At 29.1% G+C, this 18,676-nt stretch carries 17 protein-coding genes; 9 read left to right on the top strand and 8 right to left on the bottom strand.

Features of this window, described 5'->3' with window-relative positions:
* Positions 1-73 precede the first annotated feature (73 nt).
* The 9 genes from mnmE to UXY25_RS08750 all read left to right on the top strand — a co-directional run bounded on the left by mnmE (position 74) and on the right by UXY25_RS08750 (position 7,582).
* The gene (gene mnmE / locus UXY25_RS08790; RefSeq protein ID WP_320815633.1) at positions 74-1,465 is read left to right on the top strand and encodes a tRNA uridine-5-carboxymethylaminomethyl(34) synthesis GTPase MnmE; all 1,392 of its coding nucleotides are present in this window, start codon (positions 74-76) and stop codon (positions 1,463-1,465) included.
* A 248-nt stretch (positions 1,466-1,713) separates the two neighbouring features.
* On the top strand, positions 1,714-2,280 hold the full coding sequence (locus UXY25_RS08785; RefSeq protein WP_320815632.1) for a helix-turn-helix domain-containing protein: 567 nt from the start codon (positions 1,714-1,716) through the stop codon (positions 2,278-2,280).
* Positions 2,273-3,415, top strand: a complete 1,143-nt coding sequence (locus UXY25_RS08780; RefSeq protein ID WP_320815631.1) for a site-specific integrase — start codon at positions 2,273-2,275, stop codon at positions 3,413-3,415. Before UXY25_RS08785 ends, UXY25_RS08780 begins: the two co-directional genes overlap by 8 nt.
* Positions 3,405-4,319 (top strand): hypothetical protein, encoded by a 915-nt coding sequence (locus UXY25_RS08775; protein WP_320815630.1) that lies wholly within the window; start codon positions 3,405-3,407, stop codon positions 4,317-4,319. The genes UXY25_RS08780 and UXY25_RS08775 overlap by 11 nt, the downstream gene beginning before the upstream one ends.
* Positions 4,320-4,515: 196 nt before the next feature.
* Complete coding sequence (locus UXY25_RS08770) at positions 4,516-4,857, top strand: helix-turn-helix transcriptional regulator (RefSeq protein ID WP_320815629.1); 342 nt, start codon at positions 4,516-4,518, stop codon at positions 4,855-4,857.
* A 21-nt stretch (positions 4,858-4,878) separates the two neighbouring features.
* Positions 4,879-5,295 (top strand): hypothetical protein, encoded by a 417-nt coding sequence (locus UXY25_RS08765; RefSeq protein WP_320815628.1) that lies wholly within the window; start codon positions 4,879-4,881, stop codon positions 5,293-5,295.
* 12 nt (positions 5,296-5,307) lie between these two features.
* Complete coding sequence (locus UXY25_RS08760) at positions 5,308-6,306, top strand: AAA family ATPase (protein ID WP_320815627.1); 999 nt, start codon at positions 5,308-5,310, stop codon at positions 6,304-6,306.
* Positions 6,307-6,513 (top strand): hypothetical protein, encoded by a 207-nt coding sequence (locus tag UXY25_RS08755; RefSeq protein ID WP_320815626.1) that lies wholly within the window; start codon positions 6,307-6,309, stop codon positions 6,511-6,513.
* Between the two features lie 67 nt (positions 6,514-6,580).
* Entirely contained in the window at positions 6,581-7,582 is a 1,002-nt protein-coding gene (locus tag UXY25_RS08750) for a DUF6371 domain-containing protein (protein WP_320815625.1), read from the top strand.
* A 59-nt stretch (positions 7,583-7,641) separates the two neighbouring features.
* On the opposite strand, the gene UXY25_RS08745 is transcribed toward UXY25_RS08750, so the two are convergent.
* From UXY25_RS08745 to UXY25_RS08710, 8 genes are read right to left on the bottom strand one after another with little or no spacing between them, the layout of a single operon-like run.
* Positions 7,642-8,427 (bottom strand): hypothetical protein, encoded by a 786-nt coding sequence (locus tag UXY25_RS08745; RefSeq protein WP_320815624.1) that lies wholly within the window; start codon positions 8,425-8,427, stop codon positions 7,642-7,644.
* Positions 8,417-9,658 (bottom strand): 5-methylcytosine restriction system specificity protein McrC, encoded by a 1,242-nt coding sequence (locus UXY25_RS08740; RefSeq protein ID WP_320815623.1) that lies wholly within the window; start codon positions 9,656-9,658, stop codon positions 8,417-8,419. Before UXY25_RS08740 ends, UXY25_RS08745 begins: the two co-directional genes overlap by 11 nt.
* 1 nt (position 9,659) lies before the next feature.
* On the bottom strand, positions 9,660-12,029 hold the full coding sequence (locus UXY25_RS08735) for an McrB family protein (RefSeq protein ID WP_320815622.1): 2,370 nt from the start codon (positions 12,027-12,029) through the stop codon (positions 9,660-9,662).
* Positions 12,030-12,057: 28 nt separating this feature from the next.
* Entirely contained in the window at positions 12,058-12,612 is a 555-nt protein-coding gene (locus UXY25_RS08730) for a hypothetical protein (protein ID WP_320815621.1), read from the bottom strand.
* 43 nt (positions 12,613-12,655) lie between these two features.
* Positions 12,656-15,529, bottom strand: a complete 2,874-nt coding sequence (locus tag UXY25_RS08725) for a type I restriction endonuclease subunit R (RefSeq protein ID WP_320815620.1) — start codon at positions 15,527-15,529, stop codon at positions 12,656-12,658.
* A 5-nt stretch (positions 15,530-15,534) separates the two neighbouring features.
* Complete coding sequence (locus tag UXY25_RS08720; protein WP_320815619.1) at positions 15,535-15,783, bottom strand: hypothetical protein; 249 nt, start codon at positions 15,781-15,783, stop codon at positions 15,535-15,537.
* Positions 15,784-15,799: 16 nt separating this feature from the next.
* Positions 15,800-17,017 (bottom strand): restriction endonuclease subunit S, encoded by a 1,218-nt coding sequence (locus tag UXY25_RS08715; RefSeq protein WP_320815618.1) that lies wholly within the window; start codon positions 17,015-17,017, stop codon positions 15,800-15,802.
* Between the two features lie 2 nt (positions 17,018-17,019).
* A complete protein-coding gene (locus UXY25_RS08710) occupies positions 17,020-18,582 on the bottom strand; it encodes a type I restriction-modification system subunit M (protein WP_320815617.1) in 1,563 nt (520 codons plus the stop codon).
* Between the last annotated feature and the right edge of the window lie 94 nt (positions 18,583-18,676).

Genomic DNA, 18,676 nt, shown 5'->3' with positions numbered 1-18,676 from the left:
ATTCTAAAAAAACTAATTACTATCACTAATTACTAATTACTAAATTTTATCTTTGCAGAACTAAATTTAAATTATGATTAACCAAGAAACCATTGTTGCTTTAGCTACTCCATCTGGAGCTGGAGCTATTGCTGTTATTCGCCTTTCGGGATTAGAAGCTGTAACTATAGCGGCAGAAGTATTTCAATCGGTTTCTGGAAAAGATATTACCAAACAAAAAACGCATACCATTCATTTAGGCCATGTAGTAGATGGAAATAAGACCTATGACCAAGTTTTACTTTCACTATTTAAAGGGCCTAATTCATATACAGGCGAAAACGTAGTGGAAATATCGTGCCATGGTTCTACGTTCATTCAGCAACAAATTATTCAATTGCTACTTCGTAAAGGCGCTAAAATGGCACAAGCAGGTGAATTTACCTTACGTGCTTTTTTAAACGGGAAATTAGATTTATCACAGGCAGAAGCAGTGGCTGATTTAATAGCATCAGACAACGAAGCAACTCACCAAATTGCTATGCAACAAATGCGTGGTGGATTTAGTAATGAAATTGCAAAATTGCGTCAGGAATTGTTGAATTTTGCTTCTTTAATTGAACTAGAACTTGACTTTGCGGAAGAAGATGTTGAATTTGCAGACCGAACTGCTTTTAAAGAACTTTTAGAGCGAATAGAATTTGTACTGAAACGATTAATCGATTCTTTTGCAGTGGGTAATGTTATTAAAAACGGTATTCCGGTTGCTATTGTAGGTGAACCTAATGTGGGTAAATCTACTTTATTGAATGCATTATTAAACGAAGAACGCGCCATAGTTTCAGACATTGCAGGAACTACTCGTGATACTATTGAAGACGAATTGGTGATTGATGGAATTGGTTTTCGATTTATTGATACCGCTGGAATTAGAGAAACCGAAGACCATGTAGAAAGCATTGGCATTCAGAAAACGTTTGAAAAAATAGAACAAGCACAAGTTGTTTTGTTTTTAGTTGATAGTACTGAACTGACAATGGATAGTTTGGAACGTTTGAAAGTAGAAGTAGAAAAAATAAAGAATAAATATCCGCAAAAAGCCTTACTTACACTTTTCAATAAGAAAGATAAACTAGAAGAAAGCTTACTTTCTACCTTACAATCTCAGATTGAAAATTCAATTTTTATTTCTGCCAAACAAAAAGAAGGAATTGAGGAGTTGAAAAACGAATTAATGTCGTTTGTAAATACAGGTGCTTTGCGTAATAATGAAACTATTGTGACGAATACACGTCATTATGATTCGTTATTAAAAGCCTTAGAAGAAGTACAAAAAGTAAAATATGGCATTGAAAGTAATACTTCATCTGACTTTATTGCCATTGATATTCGACAAGCTTTATATTACTTTGGAGAAATTACCGGAGAAGTAACAAACGACGAACTTTTAGGTAATATTTTTGCCAACTTCTGTATTGGTAAATAATGTAAGAAATTTAATATACATTCTCAATCACTCACACATAGAAAAGCCACGTATTACGTGGCTTTTCTATGTTCTACAGCACCTCCCATTTATGCGCTCATTTGCGCTAATTTTAATAAATTTGTACCTCGCTTGTACCTCGCTTAAAAAAAAAATATTACATTTGACAATTAAGGGAAATTATGGCACTTATTTCTTCTTATATAAACTTAAAGTGGATTTAATGATATATATAATTTATTAAATGTATGAGTTCAAATATTAGAGTTAAAAAAAAATGTGAATATTGCGAAAGTGTTTTTGTTGCAAAGACCACAAGGACAAGGTATTGCACCCCTATTTGCAATAAAAAAGACTATAAAAAGAAGGCTCGTGAAAAAAAAATTGGAGCAGTTTCTAATCCAGAAATAATCAAAAAAACTAGTGTAATTGACATAAATCAGAAAGATTTTCTTACAGTAAAAGAAACAGCTAAAATTTTAAATATGTCTATTCGTACTGTTTATAGGCTCTTAGAGAGGGGAGAAATAAATTCGTATAATTTCGCGGAGAGATTACTAACGATAAGGAGAAAAGACTTAGAAAGCTACTTTGACCTTAACTTAATTAATACGAAAGTGGATAAGGAAAAAATCACTAAAATGATTACTTTAGAAAACTCTTATAGTATGGAAGAAGCTTCTAAAAAATATGATATTTCTTTAAGTGCACTATACAATTTAATTAAACGCCTTGAAATACCAAGTAAGCAACATGGAAAGTATGTATTAGTAAAAAAAATAGACATCGATAAAATATTCACCGACAATGATTAAAGTTTCACTTAGAGAAAAAAAATTAAAGTCTGATAAATTAAGTTTATATCTTGACTACTACCCTCCTATTATAAACCCAACAACAGGTATAGAAACACGAAGAGAGTTTTTAAACATACACATTTTTAAAAATCCTAAAAGTCAAGATGAGAAAAAGTACAACTCAGATACATTATCATTAGCAAATGTAGTTAAATCAAAAAGAGAAGTACAAATACGAAATAAAGAATTTGGCTTTAAGGATAATGTTAATATTAGTATCGATTTAGTAGGCTTCTATAAACGTATTGTTGACGATTATTACAATAAAGGAAGTAAATCTAATTATAGTACTTGGAAATCTTCCTTAAATCACTTTGAAAATTTTTGTATTTATGCCATTACAACTAGCCAAATTGATATACAATTTGTAAATCGGTATCGAAATTATCTTTTAAACGCAAATACAACTCGAAACCTAGATGAACCTAAACGACTTTCTAGAAATACAGCTGCAACTTATTTTAAACATTTCCTATCTGTTTTAAAACAAGCATATAAAGAAAATTTCATAGAAAAAAACTTGATTGAAGAAGCTGAGTATATTAAAGAAGAAGAAACACATAGAGAATATTTGACAGAAGAAGAACTTACTCTTTTATGGAAGACACCTATTAAAAAAGAAAAAGTGAAGCACATGGCAATTTTCTCTGCTTTATCTGGATTGCGTTTTGTTGATATTAATAATTTAGATTGGAAGAAAGTTTATAACGATAAACATCAAGGCTATTACATCCAGCTAAGAGAGCAAAAAACAAAATCTATACAAAATCATCCAATTTCTGAAACAGCTTATAATATACTTAAATCACAAAACACAACAACTGGTTTAGTGTTTGGAGATATTAAATACACACAAATAACTAGGCCTTTAAAAGAATGGCTTGTTGCAACAGGAATAAATAAAAAAATATCATTTCATAATTTTCGCCATAGCTATGCTACACTGCAACTAGCTAACGGCACAGACATATATACTGTTTCAAAATTACTGGGACACAAAAACGTTGCAACGACTCAGATATACACAAAAGTACTAGATAAAAATAAAATTGAAGCCGCTAACAGAATAAACTTAAAATTAGATGGAATTTGAAACACTTTACTTAAAAAGATTTAATGAAGTTAAATTAGCTACAGAAAATTATATCAAAACAAGATTAATTGATTCAGTTGAAATTGGTCTTGAATTTGTAAATATATCAAATGAACTATTAGAAGATCACATTGATAAATTTAGCACTGATAAATTTAATTGCTTTCAACCTTATACAGATTTGATTTATACTTTTGAGAAGCATAAAAAAAACTATTCAAAAAACAGTTACGAAAATTCTCTAAAAAGGGATGTAAAACCGTTATTTGAAACCCTCGAGATAAAAGAAGATTCATTTGAGCAACTTATTATGGACTTAGCAACATATTACTCAGAAACAAATATTTACAGAATTTTTAGAAACCAACATAGTTTATACAATTTAATTTATAAATCGGAGGACTTTTCAAAGTTTGAAATTCAAGAATATGAAACAGAAATAGAAAATACAGAAGTTTTCAATTACTATAAAAAAATAGTTTACCCTGAAAACAAAGCTGTAAACAAAAAGAGTAAAACTCTAAAAGATATAACTCAATTAAGTGAAAACAATTTTAGTAGTATTGAAAATAGTCTTTTGTTATATATTTTTATTTCTATAATGAAAAATAATGGTTTTGATACTAATGCAGAATTATACAAAACACTTAGTCTTATTAAAATAAAACCACATTTTGATTTTGAAAATAACGATTCCTATAGGTCTTCACTTGAATACAAAGCAATTAGTGGAAAAGTAAATGACATCGATTTAAATAATATCAGTTCAAATCATAAATTCCAACTAAAAGAATTTAAAGATCAATTGAATGAATTGAAATTAAAAATTAAACCTTTTAAATTGAAGAATATTAATATAAAAATAGAAGAACTAAAATCAAATATTTTAACTCAAATCACATAATTTGAGTTTTTTTATGTTTTTTTATAAATTTCAATATGCGAAAAACTTTAAAAAAAATTAAGTTACTTTTTTAAAACTTATTTCTTGTTTTTTTAAAACAAAACTCATAATGCTGATTTACAGTTATTTGCGTTTTATTTCACATGCGCTATTAGATGCGCTATTAGATGCTTAACAAGTTGTACAACTTGCAAGCATGGAAAAAACAATAACTTTTTTTAGCGAAGAAGATCTTTTAGTAATCGCTAAATACATTTCGGAAAACATTAAAAAAGAGTTGCAACCAACTTCAAATGCAACTACAGAAGATCAATTTTTATCAATTGATCAGTTAGCAGAACTTATTACGTTAACTAAACCTACTATTTATGGTCTTGTATACCGTAAAACAATTCCTTATATAAAAAAAGGAAGAATGTTACGCTTCTCAAAACACGACATTTTGAACTGGTTGCAATCAGGAAAAAATCAATCAAATAAAGATTTAGATGCAAAAGCTAATGTCTATTTAGCCAACAACCCCCTTTTTAAACGTTAATCTAACGTAAAATTTACGCTTATGGACAATTATATATACATGTGTGGGTATTGTGGTAAGAATTACAAACCCAAAAGAAGAAAAGTGCAAAAGTATTGTTGCAACAGTTGTAGAACTAGTGCTTTCAATTCAAAAAAAGTATTAGGATTATCAAAACCTGAGATTAAAAAACCAAATAACAATCAAATAGATAAAATGAGTTTTGCAGGTGTAGGAAATGCAGCAGCTGGAACTTTAGCTGTTAATACATTAACTAGCATCTTTACTAAAGAAGAAAACAAGCCAGCAACAAAGAAAGATCTTAAAGAAATTAAAGATTTTTTATTGGAACGTTATCATGAAATTAAAAACATGGAACTAGATTCTTATGGCAATGTTCCTTTCTATGATATGGAAACTCAAACTATCATTTATTTAAAATCTTTCAAAAAAAAATAAAACATATAAAAAATGGATACTAAAGAATTATCAATAAAAATAGATTCAGAAATGAATAAAAATTCACTCTTTGAAATAAAATCAGCCAATATCTGGATTGAAGAAGCAAAAAAAAGACCAAGACCAAAAATGCTATTTGGAGAACTTTGGTTTGAAAACGAACTATGTATACTCTTTTCTGATACAAATGTTGGAAAATCAATCTTAGCTGTACAAATTGGAAATAGTATTAGTAAAGGTCGTTCTACATGCGGGCTAAACCTTGAAATTGAAGCCTCGAAAATCATATACTTTGATTTTGAATTATCTGACAAACAATTTGAAAATAGATATTCTACAAACTTTAAAGAACATTATAACTTTGACTCAAATTTTCTTAGAGCGGAAATAAATCCTGAAAAATTTAATCCTGAAAAATTTAAATCTGAGGAAGATTTTTTAAGTGATGCTATTGAAAAATGCGTTTTAGAACATAAAACTAAAATTTTAATAGTTGACAACATTACTTATTTAAAAAACGAGACAGAAAAAGCGAAAGACGCCTTACCGTTAATGAAAATGCTGAATGAATTAAAAAAGAAATATAATCTTTCGATTTTAGTTCTTGCACATACTCCTAAACGAGACGACTCAAAACCTATTCGTAATACAGATATATCAGGAAGCAAAATGTTAATCAATTTTTGTGACAGCAGTTTTGCTATTGGAAAAAGTTGTCAAGATTCCAGTTTCAGGTATATAAAACAGATTAAACAAAGAAATGTAGAAGAAGTGTATGGCGGAGATAACATCATATTGAATGAAATCAAAAAAGTAAATAGCTTTTTACAATTCTGCTTTAACTCATTTTCAACTGAAGGCGAGCATTTAAAAGCTGTTAACGAATATAGAGATGAGAGAGATGAGTCTATTTTAGAATTAAAAAAACAAAACCTAACCAATTGTGATATAGCTAGGCAAATTGGTATAAGTGAAGGAACTGTAAGGAATGTATTAAAAAAAACAATGTAAATGGCACTATCATTAAAAACGGTTGAAGAAATATTTAACTCTCTTTCTACAGAAGACAAAGATAAGTTTGTAACAATTGTCAATAAGTATAAAAAATCAAGAGAGAATGAAACAAAAAAAATAATAAAATCTAAAGTAAAATTAAAAATAACATTTGATGAGGCTGTAGAATATTTACTAAATAATCAACTTAAAAAACGTTCGTAATATTCGAAGCATTCGTAATATAAATTATTTGTTACGAGTATTACGTAAAATACGAGTAGAACTATAAATGTATAAATATACTTTTGATAAATCCAGTAAAAAATTCATTTGCCCAGCTTGTGGTAAAAAGAGATTTGTGAAATATTTTGACAATGAATCTAAATCATATCTTGAAAATGGATATGGCAAATGTGACCGTCATACAGCATGTGGTCATTTTAAAAAGATTGACGGCACAATTAATAACATTATAAATAACAATAAGCCTATTGAAAGAAAAATACAATTTGGATCAATTGAAATAAAGACATTTACAAAAACACTAAAGAGCTATAAGAGTAATAGTTTTGTGCAATTTTTATTAAAAAATTTTAATGAAAATGAAGTTAAAAATGTAATTGAAAAATATAAAATAGGAACTTCAAAAAAATGGAACGGCAGTCCTATATTTTGGTTGATAGATGAAAACAACATAATTCGTTCAGGGAGAATAATGGGATACAACTCAGATACAGGCAAACGAATTAAACATCCATTTAATCATATAACATGGGTACATAAAGCTATAAAAATAAAAGATTTCAACATTAAACCCACTCTTTTTGGCATTCATATAATTAACCATAATTCAAAAAAAATTGCAATTGTTGAATCTGAAAAAACAGCTATAATAATGTCTATTTTAAAACCTCAATATCTTTGGCTTGCTACTGGTGGTATTCATAACTTAAAATCAGCAGCATTAAATCCTTTAAAACAAAATTGTATTACCTGTTTTCCAGATAATGAAGGATTTGAAACGTGGGATTTAAAATGTCAGAAATTACGAAAAGAAGGATTTGATATTAGCTGTAGTCTTGTTTTAGAAGATAAAACAATAAAATCAGGAGATGATATTGCAGACTTATTTCTAGAAGTAATTATTAGTAATAAAGATCATGTCACTAATAATTCAAGAACTTATTATGAAACTGAAATTGAGCGTATATCAATTATAAACCCAGCAATTAAATTATTAATTAACCAATTTGATTTAATTGATGAAAATGGAGATGAAATTAAATATTAAAGAGATTAATCCGTTAAAATTCAAATACAGAACATTTGTACTAACCTTATTAACTTATTTTAAAAACCTTTAATCTTATTAAACTTAACAATTACCTCATAGCCTAGATTACCTTTATAACTACAGCACTCTATTACTTCATTTGCATTTATGGAATCGTAAAATGATCTATTTATTTTAAAATTTTCTTCTCCATATTTAGTTATAAAAGACATTTTATGTGTTGAGTTCCTTTTACCTGTGGTAAATTTACTAACAACTTTAAATTCAGAACAATTAAGATATTCTGGTTCTTTGATTGTATTCATAAAACAAATAATTGCAGGAAACAAAACCAAGCTGCCAATTGGAATGCAAAACCATAGAGCTACACGCCTATTAAAATCAGAATTAAGACTTGGAGCTATATAATTTAAAACAATTAGAAAGAAAATAGCTGAACCAAAACCAATTCCGCCATATTTCCAAAATAAACTAGAATCACCAATTGTATTTTCCATAGTTCTTCCTTGAACTAACATAAATACCATTGATAAAATTAAATAGATAGCTGTAAAATAATAAACAGCTTTTTCAAAAAGAGTAGATTGTTTATTATATGTTTTTGTAGGTAAGTATTTTTCAATTAAAAATGGTATTGAGACAATCAATGATAATAGCTGCATCATTCCAAAAATAAAAAAAGGTATAATGATCAATCTCAATGCACTTTTTTCATCAGCTAATATATAAACTGGTATTGCACAAATAATTATATAAAGTATGCGTTTTTTTAATCCAGCATCAAAGATCCCTCCTTTTTTTGTAGAATTATATTGTCTTTTTAATTGCTTCTTATTTTTCATCAAACCAACTTAAAATTGTTTTACCAATTGAATCATCTAATTCATTTTTACTATTAAAAATACTAATTTTACCTAAGGAACAAGCTTGATCTCTATCTTCAAATTCAACAAAATCATCAGAATTAAACTCTTTAGTCACATTTGAAGGATATAGTAACATCGCTTTTTTAGAACCCCAATATTCGTTATATACATACATTTGACGGAGATCATTTGTAGAAGGTTTGGAGTAATCAATATTTTTCCACTTTGTATCTATAACAAAAATTTGCTTTTTATCACCCTCTCCTTTTTCTATTATAATGTCTGGTCTAATAGTTATATTTTTCCAAAATGATTTATATTGCTGACGATGAACCTTGCAATAAATTGCAACTTTTTGCAATCTTATCAATATATATTCTTCCCACAAACTATTCATATCAAAAAGTAAGGCTAACATCTTTTCTGATCCACTAGAAATATTTGGTGCATAATTTAAAATAATCAATCGTGCAATTTCTATTGCTGAATCATAAGGAGCGGTTTTTCTGTTTCTAGGTAACTTTGCAAAGGTAGCTTCATTGGCCTGAATAGTTTTTACTTCTGGAAAATCTAATTGAATTGTCTTGCATTTACTATATAAATATGTCCCTTTCGATAATGATGCTATAATATCCAAAGCTTGTCCTAAAACTTGATGTAATAAATGGTCTTTATCATAAACTTGATGTGTCGTATAAAAACGTTCTTTATGAACTAAATTTTTAGCTATATGACCCGCAAATTCTAACTTTCCTTTTAAAGCTTTTACATTACCCGTTTCTTTATAGTATTGCTTTATCAATCCTTGATGAATTAATAATTGCACTTCACTTAAAAACCATTCAAAATAAATATCTAATAAATGTATAGACTGTTTTGTTACATTAGCCTGACCTACTTGTTGCACTTTTAATTTACGAGTTACTCGTAACATTTCAATTAGAGCGCTTTGCCATTTTTTTTTAACATCATCAGACTCGCCTTCATTTTTATCAATCTTAGGCAAAATCTCTATCGTTAAGCCATCAACTTGAATTACACCTACATATTGTTTAAACACAACTCCATTATGCTTTAAATCGAAGTACTTGTAACCATGTAACGCATTTAATTTAGACAATGCCTCAAAATGACGTTGCTCAAACTTACCTTCTTCTATAGATAAAAAAGAGTGTTCAAAAACTTGAATGGAGTTTACTTTTAGCATATTAAGCTAATAATGTTTCTAAAGCTATATCAAAACCTACATCATCGAATGGAATTAACTCGTATGATTTTACAATCTCGATTTCATTTTTAGTATCAAAGTCTGCAAAAATTGAAGTATTTGCATTTTTTGTAATTTCTTTTTCTCTCACAAAACCCTCACCTAATACTAGGCCAATTTTGCCATAATCATTATAGAAATATTCTTGTAATAAAGGAATAATCTCATTCTTAAATGAATTTTTAAAATCTTTTTTAATGAAATAAGAATGGCCTAAAGTATAATTTCTATCTAGTAAAACCTCAACACGGTGGTTAATTTTCAACATTAAATCTTTTCTAGCATAGTTGTCAGAAAAAGTAAGTTCATCAAACACTTTTTCATCAGGCATCATTTCAGTAAAACTAAAACGTCTTCTTAATGCAGTATCTAATGCTTCTACACTTCTATCTGCTGTATTCATTGTTCCAATAATATGTAAATTTTTAGGAACACCAAATTCCTTTTTGGAATAAGGCAATTTAACTTTTAATTCATTAATTGCCCCAATACGTTTATCAGGTTCAATTAGCGTAATTAATTCACCGAAAATTGCTGATACATTACCTCTATTAATTTCGTCAATAAAAATAGCATAATCATTTTCTAAATCGGCTTCGGCTTTTAAGCATAATTTCTTAAAAATACCATCTTTAATTTCAAAATTTAAGTCTGCTTCACCTTCATCAAGCTTAGGTTTTATTCCTTCTATAAAATCCTCATAACTAAACGACTGATGAAAGGTAATAAACTCATAGTTTTTTATAGATATTCCCGCATTCCCTTTAAAATTTTTAATACCATTTAGTATATCAAAAGCTTCTGGATAGTATTGACTTAACAATTCACTATCAATTGTCCAGTTTGAGTTTTCATCTTTATTAAAATACAAAGGTTCAGAACGATCTTTAACATTTACAAACTGACAATCTAAAACGGTATGTCTCTGTAATTGTCCCCAAATAGTTGGTCGTACGGTTTTAGAATCAGATATTTTCTCTTTTGCTTTTACAATTTCATGTTCATGGATTGTATTTACTTTAGAGGTCTTAAGGTCTAATACAGCTATACTAATTACTTGCCACCAATTCAAATCTGATACTAAATTTTCTAAATACTGTTCTTTTGTAAGTGTAGATTCGTTTATTGAAAATTTATCAAAATATTCATTTTGTAATTTATAAGTTTTTCCTGTTCCTGGAGGTCCGTAAAGGATTTGATTTAGTGGGGCTTTGTATTTATTACCTATAGATTCATTAGTCATAATATTAAAAAGTTTATTTTCAAAATCAACATTATTCCACTTTCTAAAACTTGATTTATTAGATCTTTCTAATTCTATGGATAATTGTGAAGCTACATTATCAAAATTCATTTCAGCAATATCAAAACTATCAAACTGAGTGTAAAAAGGATTAGGCTCTTTACCGCTAAATTGACTACTACTTTCATTTATTCTTTGGTTTGAAATAACTCCATATTTACCTTTTGCATCTGAAGCAAATAAATTCCAACAATATCTTTGGCCTATTATAAAATTTAATTGATTATCTCTTACTGAAAAAACTATTCTCTTATCACTATTTTTTATCCCTAAAAAACTTAATAGTTTTCTTAAATAGGTAAAATAATTTTCTAAATCTGCCGCATTCATCTTAGAAATCAATTCATTAAAATCTATATTAGAATCAGACTCTTCAAAATTCATATCACTATTAACATCTTCATACTTTAGAAAACGTTTGTCTTTTCGCTCTAACATAGAATCAAACTCTTCTTTAGTTATTCTATGCATTACAAAAGAAGGATTATTTACTTTAAAGCTGGCTAATTTTTCATCAACTAAGTCTAAAATGATTTTTAAATCTCCATCTATATCAAGTAACATTTTACTAATACTATCATAAAATTTAGAGGAAGATTTAGTCTTACTACTATACATTTTTTGATCTTCACTAGTAACATAATTTAGTCCAATCCTTTTTTCTAATTCTTCCTCCAGCGACTGAATAAATTGCAATGCAAAAGCATTTTGATCATCATGAGGGCTTTTCGTTTGTGTAAATTCAAAGAAGTAACTATATCCTGAATCTGATATTTTGAAAATTAAATTAATACAATCGCTAGAAGATCCCGGAAAAGCAACTGGTAATGTCCAAAATGTGGTGCCAAAATAACTAGATTTACTCGTTCCTATAAAATAATCTAATTCTGCTCCTTTAGAACCTTTTTGGCGTAAGGAAAAAGTAAACTCAGGATTTGACTTATGCTTAGCCATTAACCAATTATATACTTCTTCTTCGTATGCTCTATATTGTAATATTTTTGACATCTATTATTATTTTTATCAATTAAAAAATTTAAAAACCTTTTTTGACATTTTCTTTAATATTTTTTTTTGACATTATTAAAAATTTTAAGGATGTCAATCCGATAGCATTTGCATCCTCATCAAATTTAATTTGTTCGGAATTTAAAGAAAAACTCATCATCACATTATTTCCAAACCAACTAAGACTTATCGTTTTTTCACCTACTGAACTTGGACTTCCTAGTGCAATTATTAATTTACTATTTATCTCTTTATATTTTTTAAGAACACTAGGATCCGAATATGGTTTTTTAATTAAAAGAACAACACTTATAGAAATAAGCTTTTTTGTTGTTCTATCAAATGTTAATTCAAAATAGTCAACTTTGTCGTCAAAAAAATAACCTAAATTTTCATCTGTTGTATTCCACAAACCAATAATTTTAGTAGGATAATCAAATGGTGCTTCTTTTATCCCTTCAAACATTGAAATATGATCGCCGAGTTTTATATCTTTAAATCCATTTCTTTTATCAACTTCTAAATTTTGGGAAGAAGCTATTGTAATAAAAAAAAACGAGAATAATATGTGAAACTTTTTCATTTATAATTCTATTGATTAAACATTTAAGTATTTATAATTTATCTTAAGCCACCATACCATTAACAAACACCTCAATAAACTCCTTCATTTTTGTAATAATTCTATCGCCAATAACTCTGGCCTGTAAAATACTTGGGCGGTTATCTAAACATTGGAAAACTTCATCTTTTATAGGTTCTCTACCGCTGTATATATAAGCATCAATCAAAGCCTTGAATTGTGCTTTGTCTAAATGCTCTTCTTTACATATAGTATCTAACGCCAAGACTTTTTGGTCTTTCCAAAATTTCTCAAACTCATCATCAATATTATCTCCATCTTTTATAAACGGTAAATTTTCATCAATAAATTTCTGGATTAATTCTCGCTTACTACGCAACTGAATATCTCCTCCTAGCAAATCAAGAATAGTTTTACGTTGTGCTTTAGCTTCTGATGTATTCGTGTTTTTTAATTGTGCTAATAGTTTTATAATATAAGCTACATTAATTTGATCTCTATGAATTAATTCCAATTCAAAATCAATGTCATCTAAAATAGAAGTTTTTTGATTTTGATTATCCTGTCTTACTTTTTCATAAAGGTCTAAATACTTGCTTTTATAATTTTCAAATTCTTGCTCGTCTATGGTTAAATCTTCCCAATCAAAATCAGTATACGATTGTAAAACATTTATGTTACGCATCAATTTTCTAAAAGCCTGTACAAATTTTGCTTCCTCTTCTTCACTCTGCAATTCGTTTACACTTTGATAAGTTGGTGCAATTTCTCGTAAGAATTTTAAAGCTTCATCAAATTTCTCCGCAATTTTATCATAGTCAGGCATGGTAACAACATCAATTGCATCTTTATTTGAAAATAAAGTAATTGCATCATCAGTAGCCTTTTTAAGGTTTCTAAAGGACAAAATGTTTCCTTGCGACTTCTGTTCTCCTAATATCCTATTTGTTCGTGAATAAGCCTGAATTAATCCATGTTGCTTTAAGTTCTTATCTACATAAAGTGTATTTACTTTTTTAGCGTCAAAACCTGTAAGCATCATGTTTACAACGATAACAATATCTAAGCGATCTTTTTCATCGTTAAAACTTGTCTTTTCTTTGTCTTTTAAACGTTGGCTAATATTTTTGAAATAATTCTCAAATTGTTGGCTGTCTTTGGTTGAAAAATTGGTGTTGTACATTTTATTATAATCACCAATATAGCTTTCTAATTTATCTCTGGTATGACTTGATTGATAAGCTGTTTTTGGTTCTGCTGCAATATCAAAATCATCTGCATCTGGAAGAAAATCCTGAGCTTCATCTGAATCTTCATTTGTACCATACGTAAATATGGTTGCAATACGCAAATCATGTTCTCCAGCTGCTTTCTTTTGTTGAAAAAGGTCGTAATACTGAATTACATTATTAATGCTACTTACTGCTAACAAAGCAGAATAGGATTTACTAAATGTTTTTTGACCGTGATAAGCAATAATATAATCTACTATTTTGTTGATTCGCTTTTCAGAATCTAATACTTCTTTTTTGTCAATATCTTCTACTTCTATATCAATAAAAGCATTACTCTTGTTTTTGTATTTCCCAACATATTCAATTCCAAAACGCAATACATTTTGATCTCTAATAGCATCGGTAATTACATATTTATGCAAACAATTACCAAACAAATCTTTTGTAGTTCGTTTTCCTAAGTCGTTTTTAGATGCATTTTCAGCAAAAATAGGTGTTCCTGTAAAACCAATTAACTGGCTTTTATCAAAGAACTTCGTAATACGTTCGTGTGTTTCTCCAAATTGAGAACGATGGCATTCATCAAATATGAAAACTATTTTTTCATGTCTTAATTTTTCAATGCTATTTTTAAAACGATCTGAAACTGCATTGTTCAATTTTTGAATAGTTGTTAAAACTAATTTTGTATTATCGGTTAATTGCCTAACTAACGATTGTGTATTATCGGTAACATCAACGCTGTCTTTTTTAAAGGAATTAAACTCATTCATGGTTTGGTAATCCAAATCCTTTCTATCTACTACAAAAACAACTTTGTACACTTCTGGCAATTCCATTAAAATTTGACTTGCTTTAAACGAAGTCAATGTTTTACCAGAACCTGTTGTATGCCATATATAAGCATTCTTGTTTGTGTTTTTTACTTGCTTAATAATAGCTTCCGTTGCAAAATATTGATACGGACGCAAAATCATCATTACTTTATGCGTTTCGTTAATTACAATATAATGCGCAATCATTTTACCTAAATGATTTGGGTTTAAAAACGCATCTGCAAATTCTACTAATTCCGTTACGTTTTTATTGTTGGCATCCGCCCAAAAGAACGTTTGCTTTACCGATTGCAACTTGTTATTTGCTAAATATTTAGTATTTACGCCATTGCTTATCACAAACAATTGCACGTACTGAAACAAACCGTGATTACTCCAAAAAGAATGATTTTGGTAACGATTAATTTGGTTAAATGCTTCTTTAATTTCGATACCTGAACGTTTCAATTCTATTTGTACCAAAGGTAAACCGTTAACTAAAAGAGTAACATCATATCGGTTTTTGTAACTTCCTTCTAAAGTGATTTGATTGGTTACTTGAAATAAGTTTTTATTAGTGTCTTCTGTATTAAAAAAACGAACATAAAACGAAGTGCCATCTTCTTTAGTCAATTGAAAACGATCTCGAAGCGTTTTGGCTTTTTCAAAAACATTCCCTTTTGCTAAATGATTTAAAACCGTATCAAATTCTTTGTCTGTAAACGTAGTTTCGTTAAAAACTTCGAGTTGCCTTTTTAAGTTGGATACCAAAGCTGTACCATCTTGAATTTTTACAGATGTATATTTTAAACCAGCTAATTGTTGGATTAACTTATTTTCTATTTGAGCTTCAGTTTGATGACTCATAGTAATTAAATTTTTTTGACACTTTCTATCATTTCGACAGACACAGAATGAGGTGCTTTTGACATTAACATTCCTTTTGGTGGAGTTAACACTAATCCAATTAAGTGATAAATGGAATCTTTATCAGGACCTTTAACTTTCGCATCTGTTAGTGTTCCTATTAATTTTCCATTTCCTTTCAAAATTATTTCAACATTAGATTTTGGTTTAATCTGTTGTTTCAAAAATTCATTAATAAGCTCTTCTTTTGTCATTAGTTGATTTTTAAATTTACACAAACATTTGCTGCAACAACCCTTTTTTAAACGTTTGCGTTTTTTCTAATTGCGCATTTACACTGGCTATTTTATCATCTATTCCCGATAAAAAGGACGCTATTTTTTGTTGTTCTTTTAGGGATGGGAAATTATATTTCAAACGTTTAATTATTTGTGAAGATAAATTACCTTGTCCACCTTGTATAAATTTTGCAACAATTTTATCTTTATTTGACAAAAGAACATAGTACAAATATTCTATACATTCTTTGTTTCTAATACACAGTATTGCCTGATTAATTGCTCCTTCCATTTTTGAAATTGAAACTTCACCACTATTTGCTCCATAAAGAGCATAAAGTAAATCACCTTTTTTGATAATTTTTGCAGAAGAATTATTTAAAGCTTCTTCTGTTATAAAACTAAAAACTTCTGAATCATAAATATTTCCTGAACCAATAAATGGTATTGTTCCTGAATAATATTTTTGATTTGTACTTGTTGGAGTTCCACCAGAAAAGAAAGTACAAAATTCCCCCAATTTCTTCTCTTCCCACTCCGGAAAATCCTTACCATCATCATCCTTAAATCGTAATGTACCCGAAAACAGTTGTTGCATAATGCCTTTTTTGTACTGTTCTAACAAAGCAGCTTTGCGAGTCAATTGCTGTATTTTTTCATCCACAGCACTTAAAAAGGAAGCTATTTTTTGTTGTTCTTGTTTTGAAGGAAAAGCTAATGATATCCCTTTTATACTTTGGAAATTTAAGCCTTCACGACCACTTCCTGTTTGCAAACTAGTAAAGATATTTTGACCTTTTTTTGAAGCAAAAATTGGTTGGATAAATGCTGGTTCGTTTTTTTCGTTTAATCTAATTATGCAAACGTGTTGATTAACATTTCCAATAGTAAATTCTTTAGGTACTACGCAACTTCTGCCTAAAGAAGCACCAGTTATATTTAATAAGATATCATTTGGATGAACAACACTATTTTTCATAGAATCATTTATCTCATTAGTTATATAAGTTGAATTTTCAAAAGACAACTTACTATCTAAAACATTTTGACTTCTTATAAACAATATTCCTTCAGTAACATATACTTCTGAACCACCACGAGGAGTACTTCCACTATTTACTTTCTTTGCAATATCTCCTATTTTTTTATTTTCCCATTCCCCATCAAACTCAGGAAAACGCAAAGCAGGTATGTTGTTTTGTGTTTGCATGGTTAAAAGGGTGTTTCAATTCCTAGTTCCTCACAAAACCCTTTTATAGTTGCATCGGTAGTTGCACTTTCTTGGGCTAGTTGTCGTAATTCTTGGGTTACAGCCGTTAAATCTATCGCTTCTTCTTCTTCAAAGGTATCTACATATCTTGGTATATTAAGATTGTAGTCGTTTTCGGCTAACTCGCTTAATGGCGCTACATAACAGTATTTGTCTTCGGTTGTGCGGTTTTTGTAGGTAGCAATTATTTTATCAATATCTTCAGTTCGCAGTACGTTTTGGGTTTTTACTTTTTCAAAATGTTGGCTGCTGTCTATAAACAAAACGTCTTTAGCATGCGTTCTGTTTTTCTTCAACACCAAAATACACGTTGGTATACTGGTACCATAAAAAATATTGGCTGGCAAACCTATAACGGCATCCAAGTAGTTTTTATCTTCAATTAAATACTTGCGTATGTGTCCTTCGGCTGCACCTCTAAACAAAACACCGTGTGGTAATACAATAGCCATTGTTCCATTTTCGTCTAGTTGGTGTACCATGTGTTGCAAAAAGGCAAAATCGGCTTTACTGCTTGGGGCTAGTTTTCCATAAGAAGAAAAACGATCGTCGTTCATAAACAAAGGACTAGCACTCCAATTAGCCGAAAAAGGTGGGTTGGCTACAATAGCTTCAAAACGTATATCATAATGCTGAGGGCGTTCTAAAGTATCTTCGTTTTTAATGTCAAAACGCTTGTAGTGTACGTTGTGCATAATCATGTTCATACGACATAAATTATACGTCGTAGGGTTCATTTCTTGTCCGTAAAAAAAGCTAACGTCTTTTACTTCTTTAGCCACACGCAACAATAACGAACCAGAACCACAAGTAGGGTCATAAACACTTTTTAGTTTGTCTTTACCCACTGTTACCAATTGGGCTAAGATGCTACTTACTTGTTGTGGGGTATAAAACTCTCCTGCTTTTTTTCCAGCACCACTAGCAAATTTACCAATAAGGTATTCGTAAGCATCTCCTAGAACATCGCTATCTACATTCTCTAAATCGAAGTCGATTTCCTCTAAATGCACTAATATTTTTACAATCAATTCGTTTTTATCCGTTTCTGATTTTCCCAATTTATGAGAAGTCAAATCCAAGTCCGAGAACAAGTTTACAAAGTCTTCTTCACTTTCAGAACCCATTGTACTTTGTTCAATATGTGTAAGTACTTTAGATAAATCTCCCAGAATAAAATTGTTTTTTCCTCCTGCATTTCCTCTTCGTGCCAATTCAGAAAACAATTCACCAGGTTCTAAAAAGAAACCTAATTTGTCGATAGCCAATTGTTTTACTTCTTGTTTTAAAAGTTCTTTATCCTTATGTCCTTCAATTTCTTGAAAAGTCAATCCATCAGGAGACAGAATTTCATTGGCATACAACTCCATTTTTCTACTTAGGTATTTGTAGAAGATAAAGCCTAATATATAATCTCTAAAATCGTCTGCATCCATTTTCCCACGTAGGGTGTTTGCAATATTCCAAAGTTGTTGTTCTATTTTTTGTTTTTGTTCTGCTGCCATATCTGTTTTTTACAATCTATTGATTGTTAATACAATACTCTTATTGTATTATTAGAAGTTAATTTATTCAAACTTACCGAAAATAATATTGTTA

Origin of the sequence: Flavobacterium sp., assembly GCF_034111225.1 — a bacterium.
GTDB lineage: Bacteria > Bacteroidota > Bacteroidia > Flavobacteriales > Flavobacteriaceae > Flavobacterium.
The sequence above is the reverse complement of the archived record's forward strand: the minus strand, read 5'-3'. Positions and strand labels throughout refer to the sequence as shown.

Bases quoted from the DNA above. Each gene is read 5' to 3' on its own strand.
- mnmE (WP_320815633.1), top strand. From the start codon at position 74: ATGATTAACCAAGAAACCATTGTTGCTTTAGCTACTCCATCTGGAGCT.
- UXY25_RS08785 (WP_320815632.1), top strand. From the start codon at position 1,714: ATGAGTTCAAATATTAGAGTTAAAAAAAAATGTGAATATTGCGAAAGT.
- UXY25_RS08780 (WP_320815631.1), top strand. From the start codon at position 2,273: ATGATTAAAGTTTCACTTAGAGAAAAAAAATTAAAGTCTGATAAATTA.
- UXY25_RS08775 (WP_320815630.1), top strand. From the start codon at position 3,405: ATGGAATTTGAAACACTTTACTTAAAAAGATTTAATGAAGTTAAATTA.
- UXY25_RS08770 (WP_320815629.1), top strand. From the start codon at position 4,516: ATGGAAAAAACAATAACTTTTTTTAGCGAAGAAGATCTTTTAGTAATC.
- UXY25_RS08765 (WP_320815628.1), top strand. From the start codon at position 4,879: ATGGACAATTATATATACATGTGTGGGTATTGTGGTAAGAATTACAAA.
- UXY25_RS08760 (WP_320815627.1), top strand. From the start codon at position 5,308: ATGGATACTAAAGAATTATCAATAAAAATAGATTCAGAAATGAATAAA.
- UXY25_RS08755 (WP_320815626.1), top strand. From the start codon at position 6,307: ATGGCACTATCATTAAAAACGGTTGAAGAAATATTTAACTCTCTTTCT.
- UXY25_RS08750 (WP_320815625.1), top strand. From the start codon at position 6,581: ATGTATAAATATACTTTTGATAAATCCAGTAAAAAATTCATTTGCCCA.
- UXY25_RS08745 (WP_320815624.1), bottom strand. From the start codon at position 8,427: ATGAAAAATAAGAAGCAATTAAAAAGACAATATAATTCTACAAAAAAA.
- UXY25_RS08740 (WP_320815623.1), bottom strand. From the start codon at position 9,658: ATGCTAAAAGTAAACTCCATTCAAGTTTTTGAACACTCTTTTTTATCT.
- UXY25_RS08735 (WP_320815622.1), bottom strand. From the start codon at position 12,029: ATGTCAAAAATATTACAATATAGAGCATACGAAGAAGAAGTATATAAT.
- UXY25_RS08730 (WP_320815621.1), bottom strand. From the start codon at position 12,612: ATGAAAAAGTTTCACATATTATTCTCGTTTTTTTTTATTACAATAGCT.
- UXY25_RS08725 (WP_320815620.1), bottom strand. From the start codon at position 15,529: ATGAGTCATCAAACTGAAGCTCAAATAGAAAATAAGTTAATCCAACAA.
- UXY25_RS08720 (WP_320815619.1), bottom strand. From the start codon at position 15,783: ATGACAAAAGAAGAGCTTATTAATGAATTTTTGAAACAACAGATTAAA.
- UXY25_RS08715 (WP_320815618.1), bottom strand. From the start codon at position 17,017: ATGCAAACACAAAACAACATACCTGCTTTGCGTTTTCCTGAGTTTGAT.
- UXY25_RS08710 (WP_320815617.1), bottom strand. From the start codon at position 18,582: ATGGCAGCAGAACAAAAACAAAAAATAGAACAACAACTTTGGAATATT.